Annotated in this window: 18 protein-coding genes; 6 read left to right on the top strand and 12 right to left on the bottom strand. The window is 66.7% G+C overall.

Going from position 1 to position 17,313, the window contains the following annotated elements; all coding sequences use genetic code 11:
- Window positions 1–4: 4 nt before the first annotated feature.
- Window positions 5–259, bottom strand: coding sequence for a 30S ribosomal protein S16 (gene rpsP, locus K6V06_RS01280; protein ID WP_222239755.1), 255 nt, complete (start codon window positions 257–259; stop codon window positions 5–7).
- Window positions 260–403: 144 nt separating this feature from the next.
- Between rpsP and K6V06_RS01275 the strand changes: the two genes are divergently transcribed.
- From K6V06_RS01275 to K6V06_RS01265, 4 genes are all read left to right on the top strand, one after another.
- The gene (locus K6V06_RS01275; protein WP_222239971.1) at window positions 404–1,519 is read left to right on the top strand and encodes a sorbosone dehydrogenase family protein; all 1,116 of its coding nucleotides are present in this window, start codon (window positions 404–406) and stop codon (window positions 1,517–1,519) included.
- Window positions 1,520–1,690: 171 nt separating this feature from the next.
- Complete coding sequence (locus K6V06_RS01270; protein ID WP_222239988.1) at window positions 1,691–2,074, top strand: hypothetical protein; 384 nt, start codon at window positions 1,691–1,693, stop codon at window positions 2,072–2,074.
- A 307-nt stretch (window positions 2,075–2,381) separates the two neighbouring features.
- Window positions 2,382–2,516, top strand: coding sequence for a hypothetical protein (locus K6V06_RS20600; protein ID WP_255581537.1), 135 nt, complete (start codon window positions 2,382–2,384; stop codon window positions 2,514–2,516).
- Between the two features lie 251 nt (window positions 2,517–2,767).
- Window positions 2,768–3,259 (top strand): TM2 domain-containing protein, encoded by a 492-nt coding sequence (locus K6V06_RS01265; protein ID WP_222239754.1) that lies wholly within the window; start codon window positions 2,768–2,770, stop codon window positions 3,257–3,259.
- Here the strand turns inward: K6V06_RS01265 and phaZ are convergent.
- The 3 genes from phaZ to K6V06_RS01250 all read right to left on the bottom strand — a co-directional run bounded on the left by phaZ (window position 3,201) and on the right by K6V06_RS01250 (window position 6,375).
- Window positions 3,201–4,496: a polyhydroxyalkanoate depolymerase gene (phaZ, locus tag K6V06_RS01260; protein ID WP_222239753.1), complete on the bottom strand. Its 1,296-nt coding sequence runs from the start codon at window positions 4,494–4,496 to the stop codon at window positions 3,201–3,203. The two genes, K6V06_RS01265 and phaZ, sit on opposite strands and share 59 nt — an antisense overlap.
- A gap of 89 nt (window positions 4,497–4,585) precedes the next feature.
- The gene (locus K6V06_RS01255; protein WP_222239752.1) at window positions 4,586–5,869 is read right to left on the bottom strand and encodes a PA0069 family radical SAM protein; all 1,284 of its coding nucleotides are present in this window, start codon (window positions 5,867–5,869) and stop codon (window positions 4,586–4,588) included.
- 2 nt (window positions 5,870–5,871) lie between these two features.
- Window positions 5,872–6,375: an Lrp/AsnC ligand binding domain-containing protein gene (locus K6V06_RS01250; RefSeq protein ID WP_222239751.1), complete on the bottom strand. Its 504-nt coding sequence runs from the start codon at window positions 6,373–6,375 to the stop codon at window positions 5,872–5,874.
- A 109-nt stretch (window positions 6,376–6,484) separates the two neighbouring features.
- Between K6V06_RS01250 and K6V06_RS01245 the strand changes: the two genes are divergently transcribed.
- Both K6V06_RS01245 and K6V06_RS01240 read left to right on the top strand, forming a co-directional pair.
- A complete protein-coding gene (locus K6V06_RS01245) occupies window positions 6,485–7,777 on the top strand; it encodes a D-amino acid dehydrogenase (protein WP_222239750.1) in 1,293 nt (430 codons plus the stop codon).
- 227 nt (window positions 7,778–8,004) lie between these two features.
- Window positions 8,005–8,940: a hypothetical protein gene (locus K6V06_RS01240; protein WP_222239749.1), complete on the top strand. Its 936-nt coding sequence runs from the start codon at window positions 8,005–8,007 to the stop codon at window positions 8,938–8,940.
- Window positions 8,941–8,963: 23 nt separating this feature from the next.
- Here the strand turns inward: K6V06_RS01240 and K6V06_RS01235 are convergent, their stop codons facing one another.
- From K6V06_RS01235 to K6V06_RS01200, 8 genes are all read right to left on the bottom strand, one after another.
- The gene (locus K6V06_RS01235; protein WP_222239748.1) at window positions 8,964–10,757 is read right to left on the bottom strand and encodes an acyl-CoA dehydrogenase; all 1,794 of its coding nucleotides are present in this window, start codon (window positions 10,755–10,757) and stop codon (window positions 8,964–8,966) included.
- A gap of 115 nt (window positions 10,758–10,872) precedes the next feature.
- Window positions 10,873–11,808, bottom strand: a complete 936-nt coding sequence (locus tag K6V06_RS01230; protein WP_222239747.1) for an electron transfer flavoprotein subunit alpha/FixB family protein — start codon at window positions 11,806–11,808, stop codon at window positions 10,873–10,875.
- Window positions 11,809–11,828: 20 nt separating this feature from the next.
- Complete coding sequence (locus tag K6V06_RS01225) at window positions 11,829–12,578, bottom strand: electron transfer flavoprotein subunit beta/FixA family protein (RefSeq protein ID WP_222239746.1); 750 nt, start codon at window positions 12,576–12,578, stop codon at window positions 11,829–11,831.
- A 226-nt stretch (window positions 12,579–12,804) separates the two neighbouring features.
- Complete coding sequence (locus K6V06_RS01220) at window positions 12,805–13,602, bottom strand: MetQ/NlpA family ABC transporter substrate-binding protein (protein WP_222239745.1); 798 nt, start codon at window positions 13,600–13,602, stop codon at window positions 12,805–12,807.
- 107 nt (window positions 13,603–13,709) lie between these two features.
- The gene (locus K6V06_RS01215; RefSeq protein WP_222239744.1) at window positions 13,710–14,363 is read right to left on the bottom strand and encodes a methionine ABC transporter permease; all 654 of its coding nucleotides are present in this window, start codon (window positions 14,361–14,363) and stop codon (window positions 13,710–13,712) included.
- Window positions 14,353–15,387 carry a methionine ABC transporter ATP-binding protein gene (locus K6V06_RS01210; protein WP_222239743.1) on the bottom strand — a complete coding sequence of 345 codons (1,035 nt, stop codon included), beginning with the start codon at window positions 15,385–15,387 and terminating at the stop codon, window positions 14,353–14,355. Before K6V06_RS01210 ends, K6V06_RS01215 begins: the two co-directional genes overlap by 11 nt.
- Window positions 15,388–15,576: 189 nt before the next feature.
- On the bottom strand, window positions 15,577–16,377 hold the full coding sequence (locus K6V06_RS01205) for an enoyl-CoA hydratase (RefSeq protein ID WP_222239742.1): 801 nt from the start codon (window positions 16,375–16,377) through the stop codon (window positions 15,577–15,579).
- Between the two features lie 11 nt (window positions 16,378–16,388).
- Window positions 16,389–17,312: a histone deacetylase family protein gene (locus K6V06_RS01200; RefSeq protein WP_222239741.1), complete on the bottom strand. Its 924-nt coding sequence runs from the start codon at window positions 17,310–17,312 to the stop codon at window positions 16,389–16,391.
- Window position 17,313: the final 1 nt, after the last annotated feature.

The raw sequence follows: 17,313 nt of genomic DNA, 5'->3' as shown, positions 1-17,313 counted from the left end.
GCGATCAGGCTGCGGCCTTGGCAGCGTTCTGCTTGACCAGACGGGCGACGGTCGGCGACAGCTGCGCGCCCACGCCTTGCCAGTAGGTCAGGCGGTCCTGGGCAACGCGCAGGCCTTCTTCGCTCTGCGAAGCCAGCGGGTTGTAGAAGCCGATACGCTCGATGAAACGGCCATCGCGACGGCTGCGCGAGTCGGTTGCAACGATATTGAAGAACGGGCGCTTCTTGCTGCCACCACGGGCCAGACGGATTACGACCATGAGTGTATTCCTCGAAAAACGGAGTGTTCGAACACGAAACGCGAGAGTATAGCCCAAATTCTGAGCCCAAACAAACACTTACCGGGCTTGACGCGCCCTTTTGGCGTGGGCATCGTGGCGAAAACCGCAATCGAGGGAGGAACCGTGCACTACGCCCGTCATTTTTCCGCTGTCATTGCCACCCTGGCGTCGCTCTGCGCACTTCTCGGGCCGGCCGCGCAGGCCCAGTCGCTCGATCAGATCAAGCTGCCGCCGGGCTTTCGCATCGAGCAGGTGACCGACCAGGTGCCGGACGCGCGCGCCATGACCTTCTCTCCCAGCGGCACGCTCTATGTCGGCAGCCGCGGCGCCGGCAAGGTGTATGCGGTCGCGGCGCCGCTCGACGGCAAGCCGCGCGTGCATACGGTGGCCAGCGGCCTGACGCTGCCGATCGGCGTGGCCTGGCGCGATGGCGCACTATACGCGTCCTCGGTCTCGCGCATCGTCCGGCTCGACGGCATCGATACGCGGCTGGACAATCCGCCCCGCCCGGTCGTCGTCTACGACAAATTCCCGAGCGAGACGCATCATGGCGGACGCTTCATCGGCTTCGGCCCCGATGGCTATCTCTATGTGCCGATCGGTGCGCCCTGCAACGTCTGCGCGCGCGACGAAGCCCGTTACTCGAACATCCTGCGCATCAAGCCCGACGGCACCGATCTGCAGGTCTTCGCCAAGGGCGTGCGCAATACGGTTGGCTTTGACTGGCATCCTTCGACCGGCGAACTGTGGTTCACCGAGAACGGCCGCGATTGGCTCGGTGACGATTCGCCGCCGGACGAACTGAACCGCGCGCCCCGCGCGGGTCTGCATTATGGTTTCCCCTATTGCCATGCCGGCACCATCCCCGACCCTGAATTCGGCAAGCAGCGCCCCTGTACCGGCTTCGAGCCGCCAGTCGCGCGGCTCGGCCCGCACGTCGCCGCGCTGGGCATGCGCTTCTATACCGGCAAGCAATTCCCCGCGGAGTACCGCAACAACATCTTCATCGCCGAGCACGGCAGCTGGAACCGCAGCGAGCGGATCGGCTACCGCATCACCCGCATCGCGCTGGACGATGGCGGCAAGGTGATCAAGCAGGAAACCTTCGCCGAAGGCTGGCTCAAGGACGGTCAACCGTGGGGCCGTCCCGCGGACGTCGCGGTCGCGCCGGATGGCTCGCTGCTTGTCAGCGACGACCTTGCCGGCGCCATTTATCGCATCCGCTATGCGCCGCAATGACGGAAACGGGCGTGCGCAACGGTGCTGGCGAAGGCGAAATGAAAAGCGTTATTGAGCGAAACAATCCGTTACACCGGTAACGCGTTTTGCCTAGGCGATTCCCAGCGTGGCTGCGTACCATGGTCCGGACCAACCTGATAACCGTCGTCCAGCGCCGCCCGGGAATTACCCATGGTTTTCCGCAATCTGCTGCGTGGCTTCGCAGCAAGCACCGTGACCGCCATGTCGCTGCTGTGGCTCGCCACCAGCGGCTATGGGCAATCGGGCGCGGAACGACCGGGTAATGGCGGTTCCCCGGATCGGCTCCTGCCGCCCGGCATGGAACGCATCATGATGCGAACCGGCAGCCCGGATCACGTACGCGCACAGATCGAACGGATGGAAGCGCGCGCGCGGGCCGATGACCGCCTTAGCGGCCGCGCCGGGGACCCTCGCGCAACGAGCACCCGCGCCGCGCCGTCTTCGGCCGGCCAGATGCAGGCCCCGCCCAATCCCGCCGCGGCAGCGCCGGTCGGTCCCGGCTGGCAAAACCAGGGCGAGCAGGCCGCGCCCTGAGCCCGGAACCGGGCAAACCTTTACCTGTCAAACATTCTGTCACCGCCGCAATGAAGCGGCGTGACAGACACTCAGGCTGCGCCCGGCGCTGTCCGGCATCCAGCCGCAAGCCGTCGTTCCGCAGACGGCAAGCGCAAGACCCCTGCAGCGCGGTTGCCTCCGGCATCCGGCCCGCTTCTGCGCGGCCCGGTGCCGACACCGTCAGCCCTCGGCCATGCCCCCTGCCCGGCGCTTTTGCCCCGGGCGGCAGGCGACGCAAACCGACGTGCGCGGCCTCGTTCCAACCAGCGAGGACCCTATGTTATCCATGCTCACCGATCTGGCCCGCCATGCCGGCCAGTTGACTCTCACCCTGCTGTTCATGGCCCTGCTGGCCGCCGTGCTCTACGGCGAGACAAGCGTCGGCGCCCTGCTCGGCGTCGTCTCGAACGCGCCGCGATAACGGCGACCGGACGTTGCTGCAAGGCAGACCCAAGGTCTTGCACCAGCGCCCTGACCTGGATCCGGTTGACGGGAAGGCCGCCCACTGTGGCCACGGTTGCGCCGGCCTTTTTGTCGACCGGGTGGACCGCACTGTCCGGCATCGTACAATGCGTCGTCACCAACGCTCGGTCGCCATCGACGAGCGTCCCGAATTGGCCAACCCCTCCGGCCCGCCCATCCCGGCGGCCCGCTCGGCACCACGACGAAGCCATGACAGCCATCCAGCCTGCCGTTGCCGTTGAACACCCCATCACCCGCGCCCCGATGCGCAAGTCCAAGCTGCTGACCGTGGCGCTGGCCTTCCTGTTCGGCAGCGTCGGCGCTTACCGCTTCTACCTCGGCGGGGCCCGCGACCCCTACGGCTGGCTGCATCTGCTGGCGACGCTCGCTGGCGTCATCGGCGTGGCATCGCTCTGGCTTGGCGCAGGCAATGCGGCACTGAACTGGAGCTTCGCCGTCGCCGGCGGCGCGTCCGTCATCAGCGCCTTTCTTGCCGCCATCGTCTACGGCCTGCGGCCGGACGACCGCTGGGACGCCCGCTTCAACCCGGACGGCAGGCCGACCCGCTCGGGGTGGCCCGTGGTCATTCTGGTCATCCTGTCGCTGATGATCGGCACCGGCCTGCTGATGGCAGGACTGGCGATCAGCTTTCAGGCGTTCTTCGAGTCGCAGGTCGAGGCCGCGCGCGAGCTGTCGCAGTAAGGTCGGCGGCGTCCGCCGCCGCCATCCATTGCCGCAGGCGCGGATGCACCTGCTCACGCCAGGTCTGCCCACCGAACAGGCCATAGTGGTCGGCATCCGCGACGGTAATGCGCTCGCGCGCATCGGCCGCCAGCCCGCTGCACAGGCGATGCGCGGCATGGGTCTGTCCAGGCCCCGAGATGTCGTCTCGGGCAGCCTCGACGGTCAGCAGGCGGGTGCGCTGGATCCGATCGAGACGGACCGGCTCGGCGTCGATGCGCCATTGCCCCCTGGGCAGCAGCGCCTGCCGGTACACCACGTCTACCGTATCGAGGAAGAACCGCGCGTCGATATCGAGTACCGCGGCGTGGCTGGCGAACTCTGTCTCCAGCGCCCGCAAGCGGGCCTTGTCACCCAACCACCGGCACGACCACGCGCTGAGCAGCGACCAGTGCCGCTGCGGCTGCGCCATCACCAGGGCCTGGAATTGCAGGAAGCCCGGGTAGACACGGCGCCCCTCTCCGACAAACCCGGCCGGCACCTCGACCATGGCGTTGGCCTCGAACCAGGCCGGCGGCAAGGTGGCGGCCGTGCGCCCCAGCGGCGTTTGCCCCTCGCGGGCGTCCACCGGTCCGCCAATCAGCGTCAAGGTAGAGGGCTCCCCGCCGCCTTGCTCTGCCACCCTGACAAGCGCCGCAAGCACCGGCACGGTCGCCTGACACACCGCCACCACATGCAGACCCGCCGGCTCGAGCAGCCGGAGATAGCCTTCGATATGGCGCACGTAGCTTTCCAGGCTGAAGGCGCCGGCGTCGAGCGGAATATCGCGCGCGTCGATCCAGTCGGTGACATAGACGTCGGCGTCGGGCAGCAGGCTGCGGATCGCCTCGCTCAGCTGCACCGCGCGATGCCCGGCCAGCGGCGCGCACAGCAGAATCCGCTGGCGTGAGGCAGACGCGTGGGTGGACTCCGTGGCGAGGCGAAACTCGGTCAGCCGGCAGAACGGACTTTGTGCGGCCACGCGCATCTGCACCGGCGTGGCCTGTCCGCCGATGACGACCTGCCGGATATCGAAGGCCGGTGTCCCCAGCAATGCAAGCCCGCGCTGGAACCAGCGATAGCTGTCGGCAAACTGCTGGCGGCGGGCTGCCGCCATCCAGCCGAACGGATCGGTCAGCCTCTCAAGCGCCGCCCGACCATCCATGCCGCCTTCCCGCTGCAACGCTTCGACCGCTTCCGCGTGCGCTCGCCCATCCATCGCCTGCCTCCCGCTTCCGAGCAACTGGAATGGGACATTATGGACAGCGACACGGATTTGACCAACCGCTACGACAATGCGGGCTTGCCTCAGAACAGCGAGCCCTGCCGCGCATCGGGCGCCGCGGACGGGGGCGGAGCCGGCGGCTGGAACTGGCTGTTGTCCAGCTCGAAGCGGTGATAGCGGAAACCCAGCCGCTGGGCGGCCTTGTAGAAACGCTGGCGCATCAGGTCGGCCCAGATGCCGCTGCCGCGCATCCGCGTGGCGAAGTTCGCGTCATAGTCCTTGCCGCCACGCATCTCGCGCACCCGGTTCATCACCCGCTCGGCGCGGTCGGGAAAATGTGTCTGCAGCCACTCCTCGAACAACGGTCCGACTTCCCATGGCAACCGCAGCACGATGTAGTTGGCATAGACCGCGCCCGCCTCGCGCGCTGCCTCCAGCACCCGCTCCAGGTCCGGCTCGGTGATGAACGGGATCACCGGCGCGACACTGACGCCGACAGGGATGCCCGCGTCGGTCAACGTGCGGATGGTGCGCAGGCGCCGCGCCGGCGCCGCCGCGCGCGGCTCCAGCGTCCTCGCGATGTCGTGGTCCAGCGTGGTGAGTGTCACCGCCGCCACCGCCAGCCGCCTGGCAGCCATTGGCGCCAGCAGATCGATATCGCGTTCGATCAGCGAGGACTTGGTGATGAGCGCCACCGGATGATGGCAGTCATGCAATACCTCCAGCACCTCGCGTGTCACCCGTGCGGTGCGTTCGATCGGCTGATAGGCATCGGTATTGACGCCCAGGGCGATCGTCTCGCAGCGGTAGCCGGGCCGCGACAGCGTCTTGCGCAGCTGCTCGGCGGCATTCACCTTCGCGTAGAGGCGGGTTTCGAAATCCAGCCCGGGGGACAGGTCGAGGTACGCATGCGTGGGGCGGGCGAAGCAATAGATGCAACCGTGCTCGCAGCCGCGGTAGGGATTGAGCGAGACGTCGAAGGGAATATCGGGGGACGCATTGCGGGTGAGCACCGACCGCGCCAGCTCTTCGGTGACATGGGTCACCAACCGCGGCGCCGCTGCCGACGCATCCTCCGCGCCGGCCTGCACGGCAGCCACGGCGCCGCCCGCTCGCGCCCTGCCCGGCGCGTCGTCGGCACCGCCGTCCTCCCCGCTCCAGCCGTCGTCGAACGCTTCCCGCTCATCGCGGGCGAAACGGCCCTGCAGGTTGCTGACCGCGCCGCGCCCCTTGCGTGCCTGCAACGGCCTGGGAGCGGACTGCGGCAAGGCCTGCGGATCGCGTTCGCGAGAGTACCCGCCGCGCTCGTCCTCGCTGCGCCGTCCCTCGCTGCGTGGATCCGGCCTGGCCGGGTCGGTACGTCTCATCGTCAAACGGGCTGGCCCTTCTCCTCGACGGGGATCGCCAGCGTTTCCTTGATTTCTTCCATCACGACATAGCTCTTGGACTGCGCCGCCCCCGGGAGTTGCAGCAGGATGTCGCCGAGCAGACGGCGATATTCGCCGATTTCGCGAATCCTTGCCTTGATCAGGTAGTCGAAGTCGCCTGACACGAGATGACACTCCATCACTTCCGGAATGCGCAGGACCTCGCGCCGAAACTGCTCGAACATATTGCCGGCCTTGCTGTTGAGCGTGATCTCGACGAACACCAGCAGGGCGCTGCCCAGCAAGGCAGGATTGAGCCGCGCGTAGTACCCCATGATGACGCCGTCGCGCTCCATCCGCTTGACCCGCTCGATGCAGGGCGTGATGGTCAGGCCGACCGCCTCCGCCAGGTCCTTCATCGACATCCGGCCGTCGCTTTGCAACAGCGCGAGGATGCGACGGTCCAGCCGGTCCAGCCCGCGCACGGGTTGACGGGTCGTTCGCATGATTTTTTCCTGTTTTCGTCAGAATATCGTTAATTATCTCTGGATCACTTTCAATACCATAGAGGATGTTCCTTATTTCCTAGCCTGTTCTGGTTTGCGGGGTCCAGCAATGCGTGTACTCGTTCTTGGCAGTGGCGTGATTGGCGTGACCAGCGCCTGGTATCTGGCAAAAGCCGGGCACGAGGTCACCGTGGTCGACCGCGAAGCGGGCCCGGCGCTGGGCACCAGCTTTGCCAACGCCGGGCAGATCTCCCCCGGCTACGCCTCCCCGTGGGCCGCGCCGGGCGTGCCCCTGAAGGCGATCAAATGGATGTTCCAGCAGCACGCGCCGCTGTCGATCCGTCCGGATGGCACGCTGTTCCAATTGCAATGGATATGGCAAATGCTGCGCAACTGCAATGCGGCCAGCTACGCGGTCAACAAGGAACGGATGGTGCGCCTGGCCGAGTACAGCCGCGACTGCATCCGCGCCTTGCGCACCGAGACCGGCATCGCCTACGAAGGCCGCCAGCAGGGCACGCTGCAGGTCTTCCGCACCGCGCAGCAGCTGGACGCGGCCTCGCGCGACATCGCCGTACTGCAAGAGGCGGGCGTGCCCTACGAGTTGTTGTCCCGCGACGAACTGGCTCGCGCCGAGCCCGCGCTGGCTGCCGTGCACGACAAGCTGGCCGGCGGGCTGCGTCTGCCCAATGACGAAACCGGCGACTGCCAGTTGTTCACCAACAAGCTTGCCGACATGGCGCAGGCGCTTGGCGTGCGATTCCAGTACGGACGCTCGATCGACAGCCTGATCACCCGCGGCAATGCCGTGGTCGGCGCGATGGTCGGCGGCGAGCCGCTGACGGCCGATCTGGTCGTGGTTGCACTGGGCAGCTGGTCGACGCAGTTCGTCAAGGCCTTCGTCGACATCCCGGTCTATCCGCTGAAGGGATTTTCCATCACGGTGCCGATGACCGACGCTTCGCGCAGCCCGGTGTCGACCGTGCTGGACGAAACCTACAAGGTCGCCATCACGCGCTTCGACGACCGCATCCGCGTCGGCGGCATGGCACAGATCGTCGGCTTCGACCGCTCGCTCGACCCGGCCAAGCGCCGCACGCTGGAACATGTGGTGTCCGATCTGTTCCCTGGCGCCGGGGACGTTGCCCGCGCCTCGTTCTGGACCGGCCTGCGGCCGATGACCCCCGACGGCACACCCATCGTCGGCCCGACTCCGGTCAAGGGCCTGTGGCTCAATACCGGCCACGGCACGCTGGGCTGGACCATGGCCTGCGGCTCCGGCAAGCTGCTGTCCGACCTGGTCTCCGGCGCGTCCCCCGCCATCCGCGCCGACGACCTGTCGGTCGCCCGCTATCTTCGCGAAACACGCCGGCATCCCATGCCACGGCCGGCCACGGCCTGAGTCCGAGCACACCGCAAGGACGGCTCGCAAGGCCGTCCGTCGCGCCCCCTTCTGCGCGCAAGAGCGAAATCAGCAAGACGCGGCAGCGGAGCAACAACGCTTCTGCCCCAGGCCGTGCACAATCGGCGGCCTTCCTGCCATGAGGTCCTCCTGAATCATGGCGAACGCCGACGAGACGGACGAGCCGGTTCGCCGTCTTCCCAGATCGCCACTCCTGCTGATTGACCATGGGCATCCAGAACCTCGCACCCGCCACGGCCGGCGCGACGACAGGCAATCCTCAGCCGCCCCTGCCCCCCGCCGGCTCCGCGGCCGTCGGCACTGGAGCGGCAACCCTGCCCTCGTCCGGCAACGACGCCGGTGCGCATGCCTCCATTGCGTGGCTGCCCGCGCCGCTGCAAGAGGAGCTGTGCCGATTCCTGTCGCTGCGCGACACCAATGCGCTGGCTCGCACGGCGAAGCAATTTCGCGGGCTGGCTGCCACCACCCATGCGCCTGTCAGAGCGCGCGGGACGGCGAACGCAGGCGAGATCGCCGAGCTCGCACTCCAGTCTCGTCGTGCACCGCCCGCGACGCGAGTGGAGGTAGTGCGGACCCTGATCGACAAGGCCAATTCCTTGCCCGCCGGCGCCCGTGATGCCGCAATTGCCGCGCTGGCAAGCGCGGTCTCCACCTTCAGCAAGGCCCAGATGCAAGCGCTGCTGGCCGCCGTCGGGACCAACGGCCTGCTCGCGGGCGGATGGCAGGCAACGCTGCGCGGCCTGTTCCAGTCGGAAGGGAGCGTATCGACCTTGCTGGCGCTGGCCGGCGACAGAACCGCCGACCCGTGCCAGGGCTGGTCCGCGCTCAGGCTGGCGGCCCCTGGCATCGCGACGGCGCGGCGGCAAGCGCGCGACGAGCTTGCCGGACGCGCCGCGGTCGTCATGTGGGAGCGAAGCGAGTTCCCCCGACCGATCTTCCACCCGACGTTCGACCAGATCGAGGAAGCGACCTATCAGGCTTACAGCGAACTGAGCGACCGGCTCGACGCGCAGCAGCGGGGCCAGCCCTGGCCGTTTTCCGAGGAGCAAGGCATGTTGCCGGCGTCCACCTTGCTGCGGCAAACGATCGCGGTTGGACGGCAGCGCCGGAATTTCCAGCGCAAGGTCGCCGAGACGCTATAGGCAGGGTGGCAGGGTCGCGGCGCTTAGAACAGCGCTTCGGGCATCGCGTTGACCGGTGCGGCACCCGCTACGATGGCATCGCGGATGCCGCCCGCCTGCGACAGCAGGTGCTCCGCATAGAAATGCGCGGTGGCGATCTTCGCCTCGCAAAACGCTGCATCGGTGTCGCGCACCCGCTCGGTGGCGAGCATCGCGCGCGCCATCTGCCAGCCGCACAGCACGATGCCACACAGCTTCAGGTAGGGAACACTGCCGGCGAACGCGGCGTTGGGGTCGGCCTTGCCATGCTCGACGATGAAGGCAATGGCCTGTTCCAGCGCCTGACGGCCCCTGGCCAACTGCGACTGCATGGCACGCATCGCCTCCCCTGCCTTGCCGTCATGGTGCGCCAGTTCGGCCTCCGTCGCCGCGATGCGTGCGCAGATTGCCCTGGCCACCGCCCCGCCATCGCGCATGGTCTTGCGGCCGATCAGATCGTTGGCCTGGATCGCCGTGGTGCCCTCGTAGATCGGCAGGATGCGCGCGTCACGGTAGTGCTGCGCGGCGCCCGTTTCCTCGATGAAGCCCATGCCGCCATGCACCTGCACGCCCAGGCTGGTCACGTCGATCGACATCTCGGTGCTCCAGCCCTTGATGATCGGCACCAGAAATTCGTAGAAGGCCTGGTTTTCCCGGCGTACCGCCTCGTCCGGATGCTGGTGGGCGATATCGCTGGCGGCGGCGCCGACATAGGCCAGGGCGCGCGCGCCTTCGGTCAGCGCGCGCATCGTCATCAGCATCCGCCGCACATCGGGATGATGGATGATGGTGACCGCCTGTCTGGCGGAACCGTCGACGGGGCGGCTCTGCACCCGCTCCCGGGCATAGGCGACGGCCTGCTGGTAGGCGCGGTCGGAGACGGCCACACCTTGCATGCCGACCGAGAAGCGCGCCGCGTTCATCATGATGAACATGTACTCGAGGCCCCGGTTCTCCTCGCCGACCAGCGTGCCGATCGCGCCGCCATGGTCGCCGAACTGCAGCACGGCGGTGGGACTGGCCTTGATGCCAAGCTTGTGTTCGATCGACACGCAATGCACGTCATTGCGCTCGCCCGGCGTGCCATCGGCATTGACCAGGAACTTGGGCACGATGAACAGCGAGATGCCCTTGACCCCTTCCGGCGCGGTGGGTGTGCGGGCAAGCACCAGATGGACGATGTTCTCGGCCATGTCGTGCTCGCCATAGGTAATGAAAATCTTGGTGCCGAACAGCCTGTAGGTGCCGTCGCCCTGCGGCTCGGCACGGGTGCGCACGGCGGCCAGGTCGGAGCCGGCCTGCGGCTCGGTCAGGTTCATGGTGCCGGTCCACTGGCCCGAGATCAGCTTCGGCAGGAACAGCGCCCGCTGCTCCTCGCTGCCGGCGGTGAGCAGAGCCTCGATCGCGCCGTCGGTCAGCAAGGGGCACAGCGCGAAGGACAGGTTGGCCGCGTTCAGCATCTCGTTGCAGGCGGTGCCGATCAGCTTGGGCAGGCCCTGGCCACCGAACGCCTGCGGATGCAGCACGCCCTGCCAGCCGCCTTCGGCGAACTGGCGGAAGGCCTGCCGGAAGCCTGGGGTGGTGGTCACAGAACCGTCGCGCCAGCTGCTCGGCTCCAGGTCTCCGGCGCGATTCAGCGGAGCGATGACTTCCTCGGTGAAGCGCGCCGCCTCTTCCAGCACCGCCTGGGCGGTATCGGGCGTCGCCTCCTCGAAGCCTGGCAGGCGGTGGATGGCGTCAAGACCGGCCAGCTCGTTCATCACGAACAGCATGTCCTTCAGCGGTGCGCGGTAAGTCATCGAAGTCTCCGTGTATTGGTATGGAAAAGCCGGATATGAAAAAAGCCGTTCGCGGGCATGCCCGGAACGGCTTTGCATCTGGGATCGGCCGCCGCGTCGGGTGGCCGATGCAACATCAGCCCAGCGCCGCGACCAGCTCCGGCACGACGGTGTTCAGATCGCCGACGAGGCCGTAGTCGGCCACCGAGAAGATCGGCGCTTCCGGATCCTTGTTGATCGCGACGATCACCTTGGAGTCCTTCATGCCGGCCAGATGCTGGATCGCGCCGGAGATACCGACGGCGATATACAGCTGCGGCGCGACGATCTTGCCGGTCTGGCCCACCTGGTAGTCGTTCGGCACGAAGCCGGCATCGACTGCCGCGCGCGAGGCACCCAGCGCCGCGCCCAGCTTGTCGGCCAGCGGGGTCAGCACCTTGGTGTAGTTCTCGCCCGAGCCGACGCCACGGCCGCCCGAGACGATGATCTTGGCGGCGGTCAGTTCGGGCCGGTCGCTCTTGGTCAGCTCGCGCGACACGAATTGCGACACGCCGGCGTCGGCGGCCGCCGTCACGGTCTCGACCGAGGCGCTGCCGCCTTCGGCAGCGGCCGGGTCGAACGCGGTGCCGCGCACCGTGATGACCTTGACCTTGTCGGAGGACTTGACGGTGGCGATGGCGTTACCGGCGTAGATCGGGCGCTCGAAGGTATCGGGGCCGTCCACCTTGGTGATGTCCGACAGCTGGGCCACATCGAGCTTGGCGGCCACACGCGGCAGGATGTTCTTGCCGTAGGCGGTGGCGGGGGCAAGGATGTGGCTGTAGTCGCCAGCGACCGCCAGCACCTGCTCGGCCACGTTCTCGGCCAGCCCGTCGGCGAAGTGCGGCGCATCGGCCAGCAGCACCTTCGAGACGCCAGCGATCTTCGCGGCGGCTTCGGCGGCCGCCTGGGCATTGGCGCCGGCTACCAGCACGTGGACGTCGCCGCCGCACTGGGCAGCCGCGCTCACGGTGTTCAGCGTCGCGGCCTTCAGGGTTTGATTGTCGTGTTCAGCAATGACGAGTGCAGTCATGTTCGTATCTCCTGGCGCGCTTAGATGACCTTGGCTTCGTTCTTGAGCTTCTGCACCAGCGTCGCGACGTCCGGCACCATCACACCCGCGCTGCGCTTGGGCGGCTCGACGACCTTCAGCGTCTGCAGACGCGGGGCCACTTCCACGCCCAGGTCTTCCGGCTTCACGGTTTCCAGCGGCTTCTTCTTCGCCTTCATGATGTTGGGCAGCGTCACGTAGCGCGGCTCGTTCAGGCGCAGGTCGGTGGTCACCACGGCCGGCAGTTGCACCGACACGGTTTCCAGACCGCCGTCCACTTCGCGGGTCACCGAGGCGCGGCCGTCGGCGATCTGCACCTTGGAGGCGAAGGTGGCTTGCGGCAGGTTGGCCAGCGCGGCAACCATCTGGCCGGTCTGGTTCGAGTCGTCGTCGATGGCCTGCTTGCCCAGGATCACCAGTTGCGGCTGTTCCTTGTCGATCAGGGCCTTGAGCAGCTTGGCCACGGCCAGCGGCTGCAGCTCTTCGCTGCTCTCGACCAGGATGCCGCGGTCGGCGCCAATGGCCATGGCGGTGCGCAGCGTTTCCTGGGATTGCGCGACGCCGCAGGAGACCGCGACCACTTCGGTTGCCACGCCCGCTTCCTTCAGACGCACCGCTTCTTCCACGGCGATCTCGTCGAAGGGGTTCATGCTCATTTTCACGTTGGCCAGATCGACGCCCGAGCCATCGGACTTCACACGGACCTTGACGTTGTAGTCAACCACGCGCTTGACTGCGACGAGTACTTTCATGCGCTCACTCCACTGATTGTCGGAAATTTTGGTTCGCTCGCCATTATAACCACCGGGCCGGTGGCGCCCCGGTTTTTCGAACGACCGTACTATTTTATCGGCAAAGAATTGCCGGGCAAAGCCCGGCAAGGGGAATTTTCAGGGCATTGTGCCCCGAAAAGCGCGCCGCGCGAAGTCGATTCGATGTTCTCCCCGGTTCTGCGCGGCGCGGGCGTTCAGGTGCCGATTACCAGGCGGTGATCACCGATTCCTTGTAGGTGCTCTGGACGTAGTCCTTGATTTCCTTCGAGTGGTACGCCTTGACCAGCTTGGCGACCCACGGCTTGTCCTTGTCGGCGGTGCGCACGGCGATCAGGTTGGCATAGGGACCCTTCGGACCTTCCTGTGCGATGGCGTCCCTGGTCGGCGACAGGCCGGCCGATTCCGCGTAGTTGCCGTTGATGGCGGCGGCGTCCAGGTCGTCCAGCGAGCGCGGCAGCTGGGCCGCGTCCAGTTCGACGATGCGGATCTTCTTCGGGTTCTCGACGATATCGAGCGGCGTAGCCTTCAGGCCCGCGTCGGCGCGCAGCTTGATCACGCCCTTGCTCTGCAGCAGCAGCAGGCCGCGGCCGCCGTTGGTCGGGTCGTTCGGCACGCCGACGCGTGCGCCCTGGCGCAGCTGGTCCAGCGACTTGATCTTCTTCGAGTAGACGCCCATCGGGAACGTCACCGTGTACGCGACGTGGCTGAACTTGTAGCCGCGGTCCTTGATCTGGGCCTCCAGGTACGGCAGGTGCTGGTAGCTGTTCGCGTCCAGATCGCCAGCGGCCAGCGCGGCGTTGGGCTGGATGTAATCGCTGAACTCGATCACCTGGATGTTCAGGCCGTCCTTGGCGGCGACCTTCTTCACCTGTTCCATGATCTGGGCGTGCGGGCCGCCGGTAACGCCGATCTTGATCGGCTTGTCCTGGGCCACCGCACCGGTGGCGAGCGAAGCGCCCAGCGCGGCGCCAAGAATCCATTGCAGCAGGCTACGACGTTGCATCTCTGACTTCCTTTGCGTGACTCGAAGATTGAACTGCGAGTTGACTGAAAAAAACGGGAATCGCGTGTTGTTCTCGCCGGCCACGTACTCGCCGGGCCGGCACCCCTTCAACGATGGCTGATCCGCCGGACCAGCCAGTCGCCGAAACTCTGCACCGCCTGCACCAGCACGATCAGGATCAGCACCACCGCGACCATCACCTCGGTGATGTAGCGCTGATAGCCGTAGCGGATGCCAAGATCGCCGAGGCCACCGCCGCCGATCGCCCCGGCCATTGCCGAATAGCCGACCAGGCTGACGAAGGTAATGGTCAGGCCGGCGACGATGCCGGGCATCGCCTCGGGCAGCAGCACCTTCCAGACGATCTGGCGGGTGGTGGCGCCCATCGACTGGGCCGCCTCGACCAGGCCCTTGTCCACCTCCCGCAGCGCGCTCTCGACCAGCCGTGCGACGAACGGAATCGCGGCGATGGTCAGCGGCACCACCGCGGCGGCCGTGCCGATCGAGGAGCCGGCCAGGAACCGGGTGAACGGAATCACCACCACCAGCAGGATGATGAACGGAATCGAGCGGACCGCGTTGACCACCAGGCCAAGCACGCGGTTGAACAGCGGCTGCGACTTCACGCCGCCCCGGTTGGTCAGGTGCAGCACCACGCCAAGCGGCACGCCCAGCAGGGAGCCGATCGCACCGGAGATGCCCACCATCACCAGCGTCTCACCCAGCGAGGTCAGGAACAGATCGAACAACTCAGACCACATGGTCAAACTCCTCCACCACCACCCCCTGCTCCTGCAGGTACGCCATCGCCGCCTTCACATCCGCTTCGTCGCCGGTCGCCATGATGGCCAGCGAGCCGAACGCCTGCCCCTGGATCTCGTCGATCTGGCCGTGCAGGATGTTGAAGTCCAGCCCATAGCGGCGGATCGCCTGGGCCAGCACCGGCTGGTCCACGCCCTCGCCGGTGAAGGCAAGGCGATAGACGTGATCGCGCCCGTTGCCAAGCCGGCTCTCGACCCGGCGCAGGACGCTGGGCGGCAGCTCCTGGGAGATGACGTCGCCGATCATCGCGCGCGTCACCTCATGCTGTGGCCGCAGGAACACGTCGATCACGCGGCCCTGCTCCACCACGCAGCCGGCGTCGAGCACCGCGACGCGGTCGCAAACCTGCTTGATGACCTCCATCTGGTGCGTGATCATCACGATGGTCAGGCCCAGTTCGCGGTTGATCTTGCGCAGCAGCTCCAGGATCGACCGGGTGGTTTCCGGGTCCAGTGCCGAGGTGGCCTCGTCCGACAGCAGCACCTTCGGCTTGCTGGCCAGCGCCCTGGCGATGCCCACGCGCTGCTTCTGCCCGCCGCTGATCTGCGCGGGATAGCGGTCCTTCAGCAACGACAGTCCGACCAGATCGAGCAGCGGCAGGACGGTGTCCGAAATTTCCTGCCGGCTCTTGCCGGCCAGCTCCAGCGGCAGCGCCACGTTCTGATAGACCGTGCGCGAAGACAGCAGGTTGAAATGCTGGAAGATCATGCCGATGTCGCGCCGTGCCTCGCGCAGCGCGGCGGACGGCAAAGCGGTCAGATCGCGGCCATCGACGACCACGCGGCCGCTGGTCGGCCGGTTCAGCAGGTTGATGGCACGCACCAGCGTGCTCTTGCCGGCGCCGCTGCGGCCGATGATGCCGAAGACTTCGCCCTGGGCAATGGAGAGACTGACATCTCGCAGCGCATGCACGTCGCCGGCATCGCCCGGAAACCGCTGCGTCAGACCTTGCAGTTCGATCATGAGTCGACAGTGAAACGAAAACGGCAACAGCCAAGGATGTCTCCCGCGCTGTTGCCGCACTGGTGTTTTTATAGAGAGCGCATTTTAAGTCATCCGCTTCTTACCAGAAACGACTTTTTATCGATGGACTTAGAAGAAATAGGCATATAGAACGCGCGCCCGCGCCTTTTTCAACACTTTTTATCGGGCTTACCGGTTGCGCCAGGTGGGCGGCCGCTTCTCCAGGAAGGCCTGAACGCCCTCCAGGGCAGACTCGTCCATCATATTGCACGCCATGGTGTTGCCGGCAAGCTGGTAGGCCGCCTCGATCCCCATCTCCAGCTGGCGGTAGAACAGGCCCTTGCCGGCCGCGACGGCCGCGGCGGGCTTGGCACAGATGCTAGCCGCAAGCGCGGCGACCTCGGCGTCGAGCCGGTCGTGCGGCACCACGCGATTGACGAGGCCACGCTCTTGCGCCTGCGCGGCCGAGATCATCTCGCCGGTCAGCAGCATCTCCATCGCCTGCTTGCGGCCAAGATTGCGCGACAGCGCCACCCCCGGCGTGGAACAGAACAGCCCGAGATTGACTCCGGATACCGCGAAGCGGGCGTCTTCGGCGGCGACGGCCAGGTCGCACATCGCCACCAGCTGGCAACCCGCGGCGGTAGCGATGCCATGCACGCGCGCGATCACCGGCTGCGGCATGCGCTGGATCGCCATCATCATCCGGGTGCAGCGCTCGAACAGGGCGCGGTAGTAGCCGTGGTCCGGGCTGGCCCGCATTTCACGCAGGTCATGACCGGCGCAGAAGGCGCGGCCCGCGCCGGCGAGCACCACCACCCGCACCGCCGGCTCCGACGCGATCGCCCGCAATGCATCGGTCAGCGCGTCCAGCAAGCCCTCCGACAACGCGTTGAAGGCGTCCGGGCGCATCAGCGTCAGCCTGACGACGCCAGGCGCGTCTTCGGAGCGCGAGAGCAGCGCCGGCGAAAGCTTGTCGGATTCGGCCATCGGACCTCCTGCTATTGTTCGAGCAGCACCTTCAGGTGGGCCAGCACGCTGCGTCCCAGTGCGCTCAGGTTGTAGCCGCCCTCCAGGCAGCTGACGATCCGGCGTGCAGCGTGCTGCTGCGCGACCCGCATCAGTTCGGCGGTGATCCAGGCATAGTCCTGCTCGACCAGCCCCATCTGCCCCAGGTCGTCCTCGCGGTGCGCATCGAAGCCGGCCGAGATGAACAGCATCTGCGGCTTGAAGGCATGCAGGCGCGGCAGCCAGATGGTTTCGACCACTTCGCGCACCGCCATCCCGTTGGTATAGGCCGGCATCGGTATGTTGGCCATATTGTTGGCGATATGTTCGGTGCCGCTGTACGGATAGAACGGGTGCTGGAAGAAGCTGCACATCAGCACGCGCTCGTCGCCGCGGAAGGCCGCCTCGGTCCCGTTGCCGTGATGGACGTCGAAATCGACGATGGCCACGCGTTCCAGCCCGTGCGTTTCCAGCGCATGACGCGCGGCGATCGCCACGTTGTTGTAGAAGCAGAACCCCATCGCCCGGTCCGGCTCGGCATGGTGCCCCGGCGGCCGGACGCAGCAGAAGGCGTTTTCCAGCTCCCCTGCCATCACCGCATCGGTCGCCGCCACTGCGGCGCCGGCGGCATGGGAAGCGGCCAGCAGCGTATGCGGGTTCATCGAGGTATCCGGATCGATGGCGTGGTAACCAGTGGCGGGGCTGACCTGCTGCAGGGAGTCGATATAGCCGGGCAGATGCACGCGTTCGATCTGCTCCCGGGTGGCGGCCGGCGCTTCCCGGCGGTCCAGCAAGCCGTCCATGCCGTGCGAGATCAGGTGATCCTCGATGGCAGTCAGACGCTCCGGGCATTCAGGGTGGAAATGCCCCATTTCATGCAGCAGGAATTCCGGATGCGTATAGAAGCCGGTCGGCATG

The sequence above is a fragment of the Cupriavidus sp. AU9028 genome (assembly GCF_019795295.1).
Taxonomy (GTDB): domain Bacteria; phylum Pseudomonadota; class Gammaproteobacteria; order Burkholderiales; family Burkholderiaceae; genus Cupriavidus.
This window is presented reverse-complemented; position numbering and strand designations above follow the sequence as displayed.